At 60.5% G+C, this 13,668-nt stretch carries 17 protein-coding genes; 10 read left to right on the top strand and 7 right to left on the bottom strand.

Going from position 1 to position 13,668, the window contains the following annotated elements; all coding sequences use genetic code 11:
- Positions 1–125 precede the first annotated feature (125 nt).
- The gene (locus BM43_RS19735; protein ID WP_029949158.1) at positions 126–494 is read left to right on the top strand and encodes a hypothetical protein; all 369 of its coding nucleotides are present in this window, start codon (positions 126–128) and stop codon (positions 492–494) included.
- 219 nt (positions 495–713) lie between these two features.
- Here BM43_RS19735 and BM43_RS19730 read toward each other — a convergent pair whose 3' ends face one another.
- A complete protein-coding gene (locus BM43_RS19730; protein WP_036049615.1) occupies positions 714–1,103 on the bottom strand; it encodes a hypothetical protein in 390 nt (129 codons plus the stop codon).
- Positions 1,104–1,281: 178 nt separating this feature from the next.
- Between BM43_RS19730 and eco the strand changes: the two genes are divergently transcribed.
- Positions 1,282–1,818, top strand: a complete 537-nt coding sequence (gene eco / locus BM43_RS19725) for a serine protease inhibitor ecotin (protein WP_036049618.1) — start codon at positions 1,282–1,284, stop codon at positions 1,816–1,818.
- Between the two features lie 28 nt (positions 1,819–1,846).
- On the opposite strand, the gene BM43_RS19720 is transcribed toward eco, so the two are convergent.
- The 3 genes from BM43_RS19720 to BM43_RS19710 all read right to left on the bottom strand — a co-directional run bounded on the left by BM43_RS19720 (position 1,847) and on the right by BM43_RS19710 (position 3,809).
- The gene (locus BM43_RS19720; RefSeq protein WP_036049620.1) at positions 1,847–3,082 is read right to left on the bottom strand and encodes a serine hydrolase; all 1,236 of its coding nucleotides are present in this window, start codon (positions 3,080–3,082) and stop codon (positions 1,847–1,849) included.
- 112 nt (positions 3,083–3,194) lie between these two features.
- Positions 3,195–3,407: a hypothetical protein gene (locus BM43_RS19715; protein ID WP_025096578.1), complete on the bottom strand. Its 213-nt coding sequence runs from the start codon at positions 3,405–3,407 to the stop codon at positions 3,195–3,197.
- A gap of 129 nt (positions 3,408–3,536) precedes the next feature.
- A complete protein-coding gene (locus tag BM43_RS19710; RefSeq protein WP_013699011.1) occupies positions 3,537–3,809 on the bottom strand; it encodes a hypothetical protein in 273 nt (90 codons plus the stop codon).
- 301 nt (positions 3,810–4,110) lie between these two features.
- Between BM43_RS19710 and BM43_RS19705 the strand changes: the two genes are divergently transcribed.
- Both BM43_RS19705 and BM43_RS19700 read left to right on the top strand, forming a co-directional pair.
- On the top strand, positions 4,111–4,656 hold the full coding sequence (locus BM43_RS19705; protein WP_036049622.1) for a hypothetical protein: 546 nt from the start codon (positions 4,111–4,113) through the stop codon (positions 4,654–4,656).
- 190 nt (positions 4,657–4,846) lie between these two features.
- Positions 4,847–5,275 (top strand): hypothetical protein, encoded by a 429-nt coding sequence (locus tag BM43_RS19700; protein ID WP_017920641.1) that lies wholly within the window; start codon positions 4,847–4,849, stop codon positions 5,273–5,275.
- Positions 5,276–5,359: 84 nt separating this feature from the next.
- On the opposite strand, the gene BM43_RS19695 is transcribed toward BM43_RS19700, so the two are convergent.
- Entirely contained in the window at positions 5,360–7,072 is a 1,713-nt protein-coding gene (locus BM43_RS19695; RefSeq protein WP_174490196.1) for a hypothetical protein, read from the bottom strand.
- Positions 7,073–7,451: 379 nt separating this feature from the next.
- Here BM43_RS19695 and BM43_RS19690 point away from each other — a divergent pair, with 379 nt between their 5' ends.
- From BM43_RS19690 to BM43_RS40635, 5 genes are all read left to right on the top strand, one after another.
- Positions 7,452–7,724 carry a helix-turn-helix domain-containing protein gene (locus tag BM43_RS19690; RefSeq protein ID WP_020381335.1) on the top strand — a complete coding sequence of 91 codons (273 nt, stop codon included), beginning with the start codon at positions 7,452–7,454 and terminating at the stop codon, positions 7,722–7,724.
- A gap of 132 nt (positions 7,725–7,856) precedes the next feature.
- The gene (locus BM43_RS19685; protein WP_036049625.1) at positions 7,857–8,120 is read left to right on the top strand and encodes a hypothetical protein; all 264 of its coding nucleotides are present in this window, start codon (positions 7,857–7,859) and stop codon (positions 8,118–8,120) included.
- 354 nt (positions 8,121–8,474) lie between these two features.
- A complete protein-coding gene (locus tag BM43_RS19680) occupies positions 8,475–8,867 on the top strand; it encodes a DUF6232 family protein (protein ID WP_052409226.1) in 393 nt (130 codons plus the stop codon).
- 472 nt (positions 8,868–9,339) lie between these two features.
- Positions 9,340–9,963, top strand: a complete 624-nt coding sequence (locus tag BM43_RS40640; RefSeq protein WP_126242625.1) for a hypothetical protein — start codon at positions 9,340–9,342, stop codon at positions 9,961–9,963.
- Positions 9,950–10,420 carry a hypothetical protein gene (locus BM43_RS40635; RefSeq protein ID WP_126242624.1) on the top strand — a complete coding sequence of 157 codons (471 nt, stop codon included), beginning with the start codon at positions 9,950–9,952 and terminating at the stop codon, positions 10,418–10,420. The genes BM43_RS40640 and BM43_RS40635 overlap by 14 nt, the downstream gene beginning before the upstream one ends.
- Before the next feature lie 119 nt (positions 10,421–10,539).
- On the opposite strand, the gene BM43_RS42500 is transcribed toward BM43_RS40635, so the two are convergent.
- Complete coding sequence (locus BM43_RS42500) at positions 10,540–10,665, bottom strand: hypothetical protein (RefSeq protein WP_255222508.1); 126 nt, start codon at positions 10,663–10,665, stop codon at positions 10,540–10,542.
- A gap of 663 nt (positions 10,666–11,328) precedes the next feature.
- Here BM43_RS42500 and BM43_RS40630 point away from each other — a divergent pair.
- A complete protein-coding gene (locus tag BM43_RS40630; protein ID WP_144417680.1) occupies positions 11,329–12,750 on the top strand; it encodes a hypothetical protein in 1,422 nt (473 codons plus the stop codon).
- 82 nt (positions 12,751–12,832) lie between these two features.
- Here BM43_RS40630 and BM43_RS19665 read toward each other — a convergent pair whose 3' ends face one another.
- Positions 12,833–13,408 (bottom strand): recombinase family protein, encoded by a 576-nt coding sequence (locus BM43_RS19665; RefSeq protein ID WP_036053041.1) that lies wholly within the window; start codon positions 13,406–13,408, stop codon positions 12,833–12,835.
- Positions 13,409–13,668: the final 260 nt, after the last annotated feature.

Genomic DNA, 13,668 nt, shown 5'->3' with positions numbered 1-13,668 from the left:
ACAGGCTTACGCGGCGGTCTCGCCCGGTTTACAGGCGTAATCCGGCGTTACCACTTGCTGCACCTGTTACGGCCGAGCCGTCCCAGAATGGTCTCCATCACGTACCACCTTGAGTGGAGAGCAACATGATCAACAAGAAAATCGTCGCGGTGCTGGTGACTGCCGGTGCGCTCGTCGTCGCAGGCCCGGCTTCCGCCCATGGGCGTTGGCACGGTGGGCATGGCGGCGGCGGTGGCGCTGTGGTCGGCGCGCTGATCGGCGGCGCGGTGCTGGGCGCGATCGTCTCGTCGGCGCTGGCGCCGGCTCCCGCGTATGCTGCGCCGGCCTACGCGGCTCCGGCCTACCAGGAACCGGCTTATCAGCCGGCCCAGTATCAATACCAGCAGGCTTATGCCGGCCCGCCCCCGGGCACCTGCTTCGATCGCTACCGCAATGTCTATGTGGCTTGCGGTCCGCAGCCGGCGCCAGGCTATTACCAGCAGCCGGGTTGGTAAGCCGCTGAACGGCACGAGACGGCGCGCGTCCTGCAGGGCGCCGCCGGTCTTCATTCAGTTGCGGGAAATACGCAGCGCCCGCTCCGGGTTTCCGGGGCGGGCGCTGTTTCGTTGGCGGGGCGGTGATCGCCCGTCGAGCAGGCGCCGCCGGATACGAGATCGGCCGGCAAGGCCGGCCGATTCACTGATACATCTGGTTGCAAGTTGCGCGCGCCGACCTCAGTGGCCGTGACCGCCGCCACCGCCGTGGCCACCGCCGCCTCCGCCGCTCCAACCGTTGCCGCCCCGTCCGCCGCCGCCATGCCAGCCACCGCCGCCGCCGTGCCAACCGCCGCCGTTGCCATGCCAGCCGCCGCCATTGCCGCGCCAGCCGTTGCCGCCGTGCCAGCCGCCGCGATCGTGCCAGCCATGGCCCCAGCGGTCGCCGCGATACCAGCCGCCACCACCGCCGCCCCAGACGTTGACCGTGCCGTAGACAGGCGCATAGCCGGGGCCATAGGCGTAGCCGTCGGTGTAGTAGGGATCCGAATATCCGTAGTAGCCGTCGGGGGCGGCGACGCAGCCTGCCAGGGCAGCCGCGATCCCGAGCGTTCCAAGCAGTCTCAGCATGTGGGTTCTCCAGGGTGCTGTTGGTTAGGAAAGGAACGACTTGGGCAAGTTCGGGACCAATTGTGTCAGGAGATTACAATCGCGTAAGTCCTGCCGCGCCGGTGTGTCACGCACCGGCATCGTGCGGCGGCGCGCATCCTGTTTCTGGTTACTTCCACCGTTCGATCAGGAGATCCGCATGCCTTGTCCGACCCGCTTGTCCTTCGTCGCTGCCGCAGCACTCCTTGCCCTCGGCACGGCGCGTCTCGCCGTGGCGCAGAGCGAGGCACCCGCGCCCGCATCCGTTGCCACGCCGGCCGCCGCCAACGTCGACCTGAAGGCTTATCCGGCGCCCGCGGCCGGCATGCAGCGCGCGGTGATCACGCTGCCGCCCGCCGAGCTCGAGGAGGACGTGCGCGTGCAGGTGATCGTCGGCAAGACCATGCCGGTCGACTGCAACATCCGCAGCTTTCCGGCCCGCCTGCAGCACGAGACCGTGTCCGGCTGGGGCTACCCCTACTATCGCGTGACCGATATCGGGCAGGTGGTCTCGACCATGAAGGCCTGCCCGCCCACCGCCGCGCCGCAGACCGAATTCGTGATCGCGCAGGGCGACGGCTTCCTGCTGCGCTACAACAGCCGGCTGCCGGTGGTCGTGTATGCGCCGGTCGGCTACGAGGTGCGCTACCGGCTCTGGCAAGGCTCCAACGAGGTCGGGCGCGCGGTGGTGCGCTGAGCCTCGCCATCATCCCCCATCGCTGCCTTCAGTGCAGCGAGCAGTTCAGCCAGTTGCGGATGCGGATCGCGTCCGCGATATGGTCGCGCGGGCCGGGCGCGTCGAGCAGCACCACGTCGACGGGCCGCGCGCCGATCTGGTAGCGCATCACCACGCAGTGGCCGGCCTCGTTGATGAAGCCGGTCTTCTGCAGCGTGATGTGTCGATCCCCGCCGCGCACCAGCGCATTCGAATTCACATAGCTGAGCTGGCCGTGTCCCGGCCTCACGATCTGCGCGCGATCGGTGGAGAAGGCGCGGATCGTCGAATAGCGGTTCGCCGCCGCGACCAGGCGCGAGAGATCGCGCGCGGTCGAGACATTGCGCGGCGACAGCCCCGTGGCGTTGACGAAATGCGTGTTGCTCATGCCGAGCGTGCGCGCCTTGCGGTTCATTGCCGCGACGAAGGCCGGGCGGCCGCCCGGGTAGTCGCGCGAGAGCGCGGCCGCCGCGCGGTTCTCCGACGACATCAGCGCGATATGCAGCATGTCGCGGCGCGACAGCGTCGAGCCCACCTTCAGGCGCGAGCCGGTGAACTTGATGGTGTCGCGGTCGGCGCCGGTGACGCTGATCCTGCGTGCGAGCGGTGCGCGGCGATCGAGCGAGACCACCGCCGTCATCAGCTTGGACACCGAGGCGATCGGACGAATCTGACTCGCATTGCGTTCGAGCAGGACCGTGCCGGTGCGCTCGTCGACCACGTAGATCGCGCGTGAGCGCAGCAGGCGCTTGGTGGCTGGCGTGTAGCCGCAACTGGCCAGCAATTGCGGCCGGGCGCCGGCGCCGGCGGCGGCAGCGGCCTGGGCGGCGGCGGCGCGAGCGCTGGCCGTCACGCGCGGGGCATGGCCCGGCGTCGGCAGCGGCTTGCGCTTCGGGTGGGTGCCGCGTGCGGCGCGCTTGCGATGCAGCCGCTCGTGCTGCGCGGCCACGGCCGGCTTGGGCGTGACGCGGCGGCGCGGCTTCTTGCGGATCGTCGTGTGCGCACGCGGCTTGTGCGCCTTGGCGCGTTTGGCATGCGGTGCCGGCTTGATATGCCGCTTGTTCGGCTTGGCGATGCAGCGGCGGGCGTGGGCGCCATGGGCTGTCGTCGCGCAGGCGCGAGTGCCGGGCGCGGCCGATGCGGCCTTGGGCAGCAGCGACGCGGCGAACGTCATCAGGAGCAGGGCGAGCAGGCGTCGCAGGGCGGGGAGACGAGGGGCAAGACGGAAGATAGGCTGGCGAATCATGCGGAATACGGCGGTTGGGCGGGCGCGGACCGGGCTGGCCGCGTCGCGCGTATGACCGGCGCCGCGCGCGAAGATTCACACGCGATTCCTGCGCGGGGCAGGATCGCGGCGCTCAATCCCAGAAACTGCGAATCGTCACCGCGACGATCACGGGCACCGAGAACACCAGCGGGATCGCGAAATAGGGCGCTTCGCGATCGACGATGTAGCTGTGGATCACCCAGCCCGCGCCGATCAGGAAGGTCGTCACGCCGGCGACGATGGCGATCAGGTTCTGTGTCCGGGTGGACGGGCGGCGTTTGGGTTTGTCGGATTCGGTGGGCATCGTCGGCGACGGCGGGAACGAAGGCGGCTGGCGCATCCAGGCGCGGCGGCCGGTCGCGCGACGCGCGACTCGACCATCATCGAACAAAGCGAGGCATCGCGCAAGGCGCGAGCCCCGCGCGGCGCGGGCTCAGGCGGCCGGATCGGCCTCGCCCGCCTCGACGCCGGCCGCGCCTTCGAGCAGGCGGCGCGTGGAGCGATACGACTGCAGCATCTGCTCCGGCCAGGGCGATTGCAGCATCACGGCCTCGTGGTTCTCGAAGGCCGAGGAGATCATCTGCGCCAGTTGCGGCGAGCGCAGGTGGCGCAGCAGCACCGTCAGCGCGATCGCGGTGGCCTGGCCGGCGCCGGCGGTCTGCAGTTCGGCGGCGGTCAGCGCGGCGATTTGTTCGTTGACGTTCATATGGGACTCCATCCAGTGCGGTGTGACAGGGGCCGCGACGGGCGCGGCAAAGGCGGGATTTTCGCACGAGCGCGGGACACGGGCGGGATGTGGCTGGCGGCGAGGCCCGGACGGGCGGGTCGAGGCGATGCGATTTGGGGTTTATGCACAGGCGCCGTTGGTCGGGCCGCTGTGCATAAGTTGGCTGTGCGCGCGAGTCGCGGCTGGTTTCGTAAACGCATTGCCGGCTTCGCTAAACCCGCGGCGCGCGGTGGCGATTCGGGTGTAATGCGATGGCCCATATTCGACACAGGCCGCCATCATGGTGAGGACTTCCAGCAACATCACGCCGATCGCGCCGGCCGAGGTTTCGCGCAACGACAGCCACCCGCCGTCCAGCCTCAACCGGCAGGACCCCGGCGGCGCGGTGCGCCGGATTTCCACGGCGCACTTCGCCGGGATTCCGCAGAGTTTCTCGACACAGCGACAGCAAGCGGGGGCCGCGGGTTCGCGCCCGCGCAATCGCACCGCCTTGCCGGGCGGCGATAGCGCGGCGCATGCATCGGCCGGGCCGGATCCGCGCATCGCGCATTTCTTCGCGCAAGCCGCGCCGCCCCTGCCGATACCGAGTGACGTGGCGATGCAGCAGGACATCCTGTCCACGCTCGGCCCACTCAGCGATTCCGAGTCGATGGCCGTGATGCATGCGCTTCAGCAGCATTCGGGGCTGCCGGAGGGCACGCATCCGGCTGTCGCGAAGGTGCACGCGGAAATGTTGAAGAAGATGACCCAGCAGATGCATCGGATCCTTGATGAGATGGTCAAGAATCTCGAGAAGGCGAAGGAGAAGGATATCGACAAGGAGTAGGGGGCAACTCCGCGCTCGTGCTTTACAAATCGCTTGGTTTTCTTTAGTTTTCGTTCGCGGTTATTTCACGTCGCCATTTCGATCGGCGTATATCGATAATCGTGTTGCCCGATTGCGCGTTCGTAATCGGGCAATCATCGAGTGCCGTCGACGTGCTTGCCGCAACAACAAACAACAAGGACCAGGCCAGATGAAAAAGAAGCTTTGCCAACTGCTGGCGGCACTGTGCGTGCTGCCGGCGACGCTTGCCACCGCGCAGACCCAGACGTCGCCCGTCGGTTATTGGGAGGCGGTGTTCTATTACGCACCGGGCGGCGGACATTATGCCAATCAGGGCGTGTGCTTTAGTGCGAACAATACCTGGTATGGCACGACCCAGCATTGGAACGGAAACTGGTTTCTCAATGGTGCCGAGTTCGAGTGGTATGGCACGGCGCCGATCGTGCAGGGCGGTACGTCGACGAATATCGCGACGATCGGCACGTCGCAGTTCGCGGCGGGGACCATGGCCGGCAATTACGCCGAGTGGATCGTGCCGGGTACTCCACCTTTGTCGTGGGACAAGCACTACACCTATCAGTTGATTTATCAAGGGGCCGTTTGCCCGCCGGCCGCGTGAGCGCGGTTTTACGTAATGGATGAAGAACGGCGCCTCGGATCGAGGCGCCGTTCTTCATGGCGGCCGATATCGGTCCTGTCTCTCTCAGCTTGCATTCCCGCGTGCCTGGACAGTTGCCGCCGCCACTGTCGCATCAGGTGCCTCAGCCGGAGTGGGTAGGCAAGGCCCCACGTTTTCAGATAGTGAGGATGTAGGGATGGTTGCGTCCGTGAGCTTTGTGCATTCACGCAAGCTGAGATCGACCAGGCCGAATCCAACTGTTCGCATGTCGTGTTTGTTTTCGCTCACGTCACAGGGCCGAAGGGCTCCCCGCACCTCGATGGCAATCATCAGCAAGCGGCGCTGAACGGCATCCGCATCGAGATCGACGATCCATTCCAGGCCACCGTCCTGATTGACGGCGGCTCGGCATTCCCGACCGTTGACGGTGATCCTCACGTCCGGCGCTTGCGCGGGAGGCGGGGCATAGACGTAGCCGCGCAGGGTCAGGACGAAACCTGCGTCAGCCCTGGCGGCTGCCGAGCAGTCCAGCGGCACCAGCAGCCAGGCGCGCGGCTCCGCTGTCCATGCTCCCCATGATTCGGGCCAGTGCCAGCCGTGCGTGAAGAATGTGGTCGCCGCGGCGGGGGTGCCCGAGGCGAGGTTCATCGGCTGTTCCGGCGTCAACACCGGGAATTCGGGCAAGCCGCTCGCAGCCGGGTCCAGCCCCCAACGGTAGGCGAAGATCTGGGTGAGCGTGTCCTCGGCAAACGTCGGGGACGGCGCTGCGGACAAGCGCGAGCCGAGCTGGCTTCGCGCGGCCGAGAACGCTTCCAGCGAGCGTGCGCTGGCCACTTCGAGCCGTACCGGAATCCAGGCAGAGCACTCGGGTGGCAGCCGGCCGGCGGTATTGCGGTCGTCGGCAAGCAGGTACCGAACGTCGCTGCAGCCCAGATAGGGCGCTTCCTTGAGCACGCCGGACGATATCGCGCCGACGAAAGCCAGGTTGTCGGCGCAGAGCAGGCTGTAGGTGTTGTGCTTGATCAGCAGGGCATTGGGGATGCTGTCGAGCAGGACATCGAATTGCCGCGTATCGGCCTGGGCAGGATGAGGGCGGATGGCCAGCAGGTCGACCTGTTGTGCCCACTGGCGGATCGGTTCGATGAAATCGGCAGGCTGGGCCAGGCGCCCGCCGCCGACCAGGGCAAGGTCGACGCTGGTCTGCCCGACGAACAGGCCCACGCTCAGGTCGGCGTTCACGATGGACGAATGTCCGCGTCGGGCGAAGTGGCCGCGCAGGCCGGCCGCGGTGGACCAGAACGTCTCCTCGTCGATGCGCAGGTGCTCGAGTTCTTCCCGGATGCCCGGGTCGTTGGTGCGCACGGCCAGATGCAGGTCACGCGTGAAGCGGATCGAGTCGATTTCCACGTCGATGAAGGCCGCGCCCTGGCTGTCCACGTATTGCATGATGGCCGGCGTGAGGCCCCAGCCGATTACCAGGCTGGCGGGCGTCAAGGCCAGCATGGCCAGGTGCTCGGCTGCGGGTTGCAGGTCGGCGACGCAGGCGGCCGCCCAGCCGGCACGGTCCGAGGGCAGGCCCAGGCTTTCCATGATCTTCGGCACGCAGATGCTGCCGCGCTGCGACTGCACGCTGAGCTCGCGCACGCGCCAGCCCAGCCTCGATGCACCCGTGCCGAAGAAGGCTCGCAGGAATTTGCGGTTCTCCGGCGAGGGAGGCAAACCGTTTTCGGCTACCCGGAAAAAATCGTCGATGAAGACTAGTTCCTCGATGGGTGGCCGTTGCTTCCGTGACTGCATGGTTCCTATGATTCTTCTTGAGGGTTGCTTGTATTGATCGAGAGAGTGCGATTTTCCGTGCCAGGAAGGGGCTTGCCAATCGGGACGGGCCAGCATGGACAAGGGCGCGGGTGAGAGCATCGACGCGTCGCTGTCATTTCTGGATATCGGCGCGCGAGAGCGGGGCTGTAGAGGGGGCGCTCAAGTTCCTTGTGGGACGTTTGGCTATGACGTGCTTATGGTTCGATTTGTGCGTTTCCGTCGCATTTGAATAGTCACCCTAAGGGTGATACCTTTCGGAGCACTGGGCTATGCAACCCGCTGTGCCCGATATTCCGAAAGGAGCTCACCATGAAGCTATGGCTTTACGTCTACACGCACCCATGCGAGACAAAATCGAATGAAATATCAGCCGCCCAGCAGCGACGCGTTGCGTCTTCTCAAGGAGCGCCTGGGCTATACCAATGCCCAGATGGCGAACTTGTTCGGCGTATCGACGGCACGTCAATTTCACAAATACCTGTCGGACGAGGACAGGCGCGAAATGGGCTTCCACGTTTTGATGTTTGGCGCTACGAATCTAGCCTTGATGGTAGGCCCGGTGGCAAGCATCGATCAGATTCTCGAGGTGGCCCGCTCGGTCGGGGCGTTGATCGAGTTGAGCAAGGAGTAAAGGTTGTTGTCGAGTGCAGTCGATCGGTGCGTGTCGATGTCCATCTCGTGAGGCTCGCCTATTTGGATGCGCGTGACATATCCAGCGGAGCTCCGTATAGGCTGACTGTCTTTGCGCATGCGGAGGAGTCGTATGAGTGAGCACGTCAACAGCGCCATTCGGGCCGCCGATGAGTTGGACGCGAGCATGCGCGCTTTCCGTTATGTCGGAGCCATTTTCGACGCGATTTTTTGCTATCTCAGGTCGGGTACCATCGATCACAGTGCGCTGATGTACCTATGCGAGGTCGGCCATGAAATCGCGGCGCAGCATAGCAAGCGGGCAATTGAAGTATCCTGGGACGTGCGTCATGACCCTCTGTTGGCGTCGACTGATTCGCAGGGCGGCGATGGTTGACGGTGGGCGCTAGAGAGGTCTGCCAGATTGGCCTAAGCTGCGGGGTTACCGATCGTGAGAGATGTGGGAGGCTAACTGGTCACCGACAGAATTCAAATGTCAACGCCAGAAGGGCTTAGCGGGAGATTTTATAAAAATATGCCCCCACTGGTGCCCCTAAAAAACCGTTGCCGTGGATTGTACAGGTGCGATTCCTGTTGGCTACCGGCGCTCGCTACATTCGACCACTACTTGCCAACGGTAACCAATTCGGTATCGTATCGGACTAGATAAGTTCGTCACGCTGACGCAGCACTTATTCATTTTAGGATAGGTAGCGATGATTAAAACACGACCAACGATTCGGGGGAATCAATGAGTACAACTGTTAGCCAGTCTAACGGCATGGGCGAAACCGTGTTTCTTCAGCACGGGAATGTAACTGTCACGAACACGCGCTTCATCGTGCCAGGGCAGACCTACGCCATGAGCAACGTTACCTCCATCAAGCATGTGGAAAAGGCGCCGTCGAGAGCGCTGGGAGTGATCGTAGCAATCATCGGATTGTTGCTGTTGTTCGCCAAGGTCTGGGTGTTCGGCCTCGCCGCGATCGCAATCGGCGTATTCGTGGCGTGGAACGCGAAAGGGCAGTACGACGTAGTCCTGCATACCGCATCTGGCGAAGTACGGGCGTTCCAATCGCCGGATCGAGGCCTCGTCCAGCAGATCGTGTCCGCGCTCAATCAAGCCGTGGTATTCCGCGGCTAGCCCAATTTTTACTCGGCTGCTCGATGTCGTCGGCACGTCGCTGCTGCTATGAGCGCAATCGACTGGGAGATCACAGAATGAAAAGAATCCTCGCAGTGCTGCTGTGCATTGCTATTGCCGCCCCGACTGCAGCCACCGCTCGCGGTGGCCACTATGTCGGCGGCCATGGTTCCTCGCACAAGGGAGGTCACTATAAGAACGCCCGAACCGGTGATCGTTACGAGCGTCGGAACTAAAAAAGTAAGTGCATATCGACTCGGCGAGTTGTGGGCCGCCCATCGCAAAAACTATTTCATGTGATATTCATGGCAACTGACAAAAAACCTTCTAATCCGGGCAATATCCAACGCAAAGTCCCGACCCGGGATGGTCATCGACCGACCCCATCCAATGAAAGCTATCGCGAGAAGAGGAGTCCCAACGTCGTGACGAGTCGTGCACCCATTACTGAACCGCCGCCGAAGCCGAAGAAATGAATGAGGTAATCGACGATGGTCCTAGTGACGGCGCATGGACTCGCAGGCACGACGTACTGTATCACACGGAAATGTCGGCACTTTACCACCAGAAACGGGAAAGATTCTTCGAGTTGTGGGATAAGTTGACTAAAGCGTTTTCGTTGATTGGCGGATCGGCGGCTCTTTATAAGGCTTCCGATCCTTCCGTTGTTGCTGTCATCGCTGTTGCGATAACTACGGGTTCGGCGTTGTCTCTTGTATTTGGTTTTTCGGAGCGCGCTCGTCGACATTCAGAGTTGTCACGTGAATTCAAGAATTTAATTGCCGACATTTTTAAGATTGGCCCCTTTCAATTCACTGAGGAGAATATCAACCAATGGAATGAAGCTCGGTATCGAATTGACGCCAAAGAACCACCTGCTTTGGGTTTGTTGGTGCAAATTTGTCAGAATGAAATGGCTGTTTCGCAAAATCAATCTCATAATATCGTTCCAATAAAATTCGGAATGAGATTGATTGCGCACTTCATCGATTGGCCAGTTCCATCTCAAATAAAAACGGAGCCTACTCGGGTGTGTTTGTTGGGTAAATTTTGGAGATGGGCATTTAAGGGTGAAATTAAAGATGACAAGAGTTAGCGGCATCGAAATGCATCGTGCTCGCCAAGTAGCCTTGTCCGGGGCAGGCTTGAGTGCGGTCGCGGTAAGTTTTTTAAAATTATTGGAAGATTTTTTGGCGAGCGGATTATGCGGCGATCTGGGCTTACAACTGCGGCGCGCAAGCTCTTCTGTCGCCGAAGACTTTAGTTTGAATACACCTCACGGTGAAATCGACGCCATGTTTGATCACGCGTTCAAGGGTACGAAGATTGTTGGGCGCTATCGGTTCTTCGCGATGGACAGGGCACTGTCATCTGCGGACGCATCTAAAACTATCATGACAATTTTGCTTGATAGCAACCGGATGTTGGCCTTCGATCCGCATCAACCCTTCGAGTGGGAACTCGACATGGGGCCTCGTCACACCCAGGAAGTGATGAGTGACTTTCTTCTGTCTCTGCTGGCACATCAGCAAGCGACTCTGACTGCGTACTAAGGCATGCGTGTGCATGGATGAAGCGGCCTCGGGGTTGTGCACGCCGAGTTGCGTTACTTGTCGAGGCAGGAGCAGGGATGACTATCGGGGATGTGGCGGGGCTTATCCAGGCCGTCGGCTCAATCGCTGCGATCATCGCGGCCTTCTGGATTGGCAGCGCTCAGGGCCGTCTCGCGGTGCAGATGCGTCAGGCGGATCGCGCGGAGCGTCTGGATGCGATCGCGACGATTCTGGGTATGGCGCATGTCGGCATGATGCTGAAGCCAACTGCATGGGGGCATCGGATTTGGGGGCATTCGCCTATCTCCCCAAAAATGCCCTCACTTAACTTGGCTTGTAGTGGTCAAGGTTGGGCAATGATGGCAACAAAAACCCCGCACAGCAAGGCTCTGCGGGGTTTTTTAGGCAATCTTGGGAGGCTTTGGGAGGGTAACTGGTCCCCGACAGAATTCATATCTCTAGGCGGCACATGCAATTTGGCTGGGCATAGTGCATAGATACCAACAAAAATACCAACACGTATCTCGGCATAGGGGTGATCGCCGATAGCAGGCGGTACAAGCGACGGTTGCCATGCCGCCGAGCGCAAAAATCTTTGGAGATTTGGAGACAAGCATTCATTTCGGCTTGTCAGCCTTGTCTGGCAAGGAGATCCCTATCTCCAAACGTATCTCCAGAACACTGATTTTCTTGGAGATAACTTTGGAGACAGACGCCTAACAGGCGCGTTCATACGGCTGCTCGCGAACTTTCGTCCCGTCTGGGGCGTTCCGCGCAAAAGAACTCCCCGGCCGCCAGTCTCCCGCGCGGCGATAGCGATTGAGCGTGATGACTGGTCGGAGCGGGTTTGCCGCTGTCTCAAGCTAGAATATTGAGACCAGACGAACGACCAGCACGGGGTGGGGGCAATGCAGAGCTTTTGCGATTACTACGGTATCGATCCTGATGCATTCGAGGCTTCAGGCGCGCTTGATCCTGTATTCGGAGTCGATACTCGGCTTTTTATCGACCCTTGTCTGCTCAAGCACACGGATACCGAAGAGCTAGCTAACAGCTACGACCGAGTGTCCCAGCATTTTGCGGACGTTCTGAAGGTTGTCTCGAATATTGGTGTCGAAGGTGACGTTTTCTGGCGTACTGCTGATCAGAGGCTTACGTTTCCGGAAGTGCACGGGTTGTGCATTGGGTATGCCACCAACGGGAAAACAGGGAGCGGGATGGGGCCGGGGCTTCGAAAACCCCTGCTTCAAACTGTAAAGAAGATCATCGATGCGGGTGTGAAAGATCCCGCGTTATTCGAGTTGGTCGGCGCGTTCGAGGATAATATTGGGCCAGATAGAATTAGTGATATGGTTGCCCGTATTATCCTTGAAGATCTAGTTAAATTTACGCAGCGGGTATGTAGTGATTTTGGAATTCCAATGGAGCCGTTGGTGGTTTCCAAAGGATTGCCGAAAGAGGATATGCCGCTGAATCCGGTTACGGGGAACGCCGTTATCTTGGTTCCTCGGGATATATTGCGTGATCTTCCGATCGCGGAAACGTATGGCGATATTTCAAGAATCGCATACGAAAATAAGCTCCTCAGAGATGAATTAAATGCGATCATTGGTGATTCGTGGCGGAAAGCGACGCTCTCTGATCAAAAAGAGGTTCTGCGAAACTCGTTTATCAAACACCCGGATATTCTACTGGATGTCCTTAGCGCATATCACAAGGCCGGTCGGAGCCTGTACGATTTCAAGGATGACCCAGCCGGCGAAACTCGATGGTATCGAGCTTCTAAGGAATTCTCGGCGGCATATCCGCTGGAGCTGACGCTTGAGGCTCCTGCCGATACCGAGCGCGTTTTTGCAGTGGTGAAGAAGATCTGTCAGCATTTTCGTGAGTTGATTGAGGATAATCAGCTTTGCAAGCTTCTTTATAATAAGGGTGGAACTCGAAAGCATGAGTCGGCTGCTCAATTGATATTTTTCGGGATCGCGTCCGCATATTGTCGTGCGAACGGTCTTGAGTTGTCGCCCGAGAGTGATGGCGGTCGTGGGCCAGTGGATTTTAAGCTAAGCAGCGGTTTTGATGGGCGAGTTTTGGTCGAGGTGAAACTTTCTAGTAATTCTCAGCTGTTTCATGGTTTCGAGAAGCAGTTGCCGATATACCAAAAGGCAGAGCGGGCAACGAAGGGGGTGTATTTGGTCATCGATAACGGAGGGGCCTCCGAGGATCGAATGGCTGCATTCCGTAATCTTGTGCTGTCTGCGGGAAAGGACGCGCCGGAAGTGATTATTGTTGACGGCATTCCGAGGCCCTCTGCCAGCAAAGCCGATAAATGATCAGCGATTGCTCAATAATCGTTGGTAGCGGGGTGAGGGTATTTTGTGATGCGGCGAAAAGTAACTTTGATACGTCACTGCTCTACGCCGCATCCCGTACGCGCATAATCGTCTGACGGCTTGTCCCATACCGTTTAGCAAGCCCGGCCACGGACGCACCTTCGCCGAGTAAGTGACGTACTTCGTTTTGCTGTTGCTTCGTTAGCGCAGCTGGTCGGCCCATAGATTTCCCTTCCGCTCTTGCCCGTGCGATGCCGGACTGGGTGCGTTCAATCAACAGGTCGCGTTCAAATTCAGCGACGGCATTCAATACCTGCATCGTCATCCGGCCGGCAGCGCTGGTCAGGTCGACTCCCCCGAGCGCGAGGCAGTGAATCCGAATGCCCCGCTCTGCCAGCGCCTCGACGGTCGCACGCACATCCATCGCGTTGCGGCCAAGGCGATCGAGTTTCGTCACGATCAGAACGTCGCCTTCCTCCATCTTGAGTAGTAGCTCGGCAAACCCCGGACGCTGGTGCGCGCTTACGCTTCCAGAAATGCTCTCCGTAACGACGCGGCGCTTATCGACCGAAAAGCCAGCCGCCTCGATCTCGCGGAGTTGGTTGGCTGCGGTCTGATCAGTCGTGCTTACACGGGCGTAGGCGAAAGTTCGGGACATGCTGCTCTCGATATGTACGAAATTGATGTCCGAATCATAGCCCATGTCCGAAAATAGCGAAACCTAATTTTCGGACATGGCTTCGTAGGCATGTCCGAAAGGGTTCGGTTTTGGACAGGGCGTTCGGTTGGGGCAGCAGCGAAGATGGTGGTTGTTGAACTAGGTGTTGACGACATGGATTAAAGGATCGCGCCTTGCGCAAATGGCACAACCGACCGATCGCTGCCTTCCGACTTGCAAAGTCGAGCGTCAGTGACGAG

The sequence above is a fragment of the Burkholderia gladioli genome (genome assembly GCF_000959725.1).
In the GTDB taxonomy this organism is placed as follows: Bacteria; Pseudomonadota; Gammaproteobacteria; order Burkholderiales; family Burkholderiaceae; genus Burkholderia; species Burkholderia gladioli.
The sequence above is the reverse complement of the archived record's forward strand: the minus strand, read 5'-3'. Positions and strand labels throughout refer to the sequence as shown.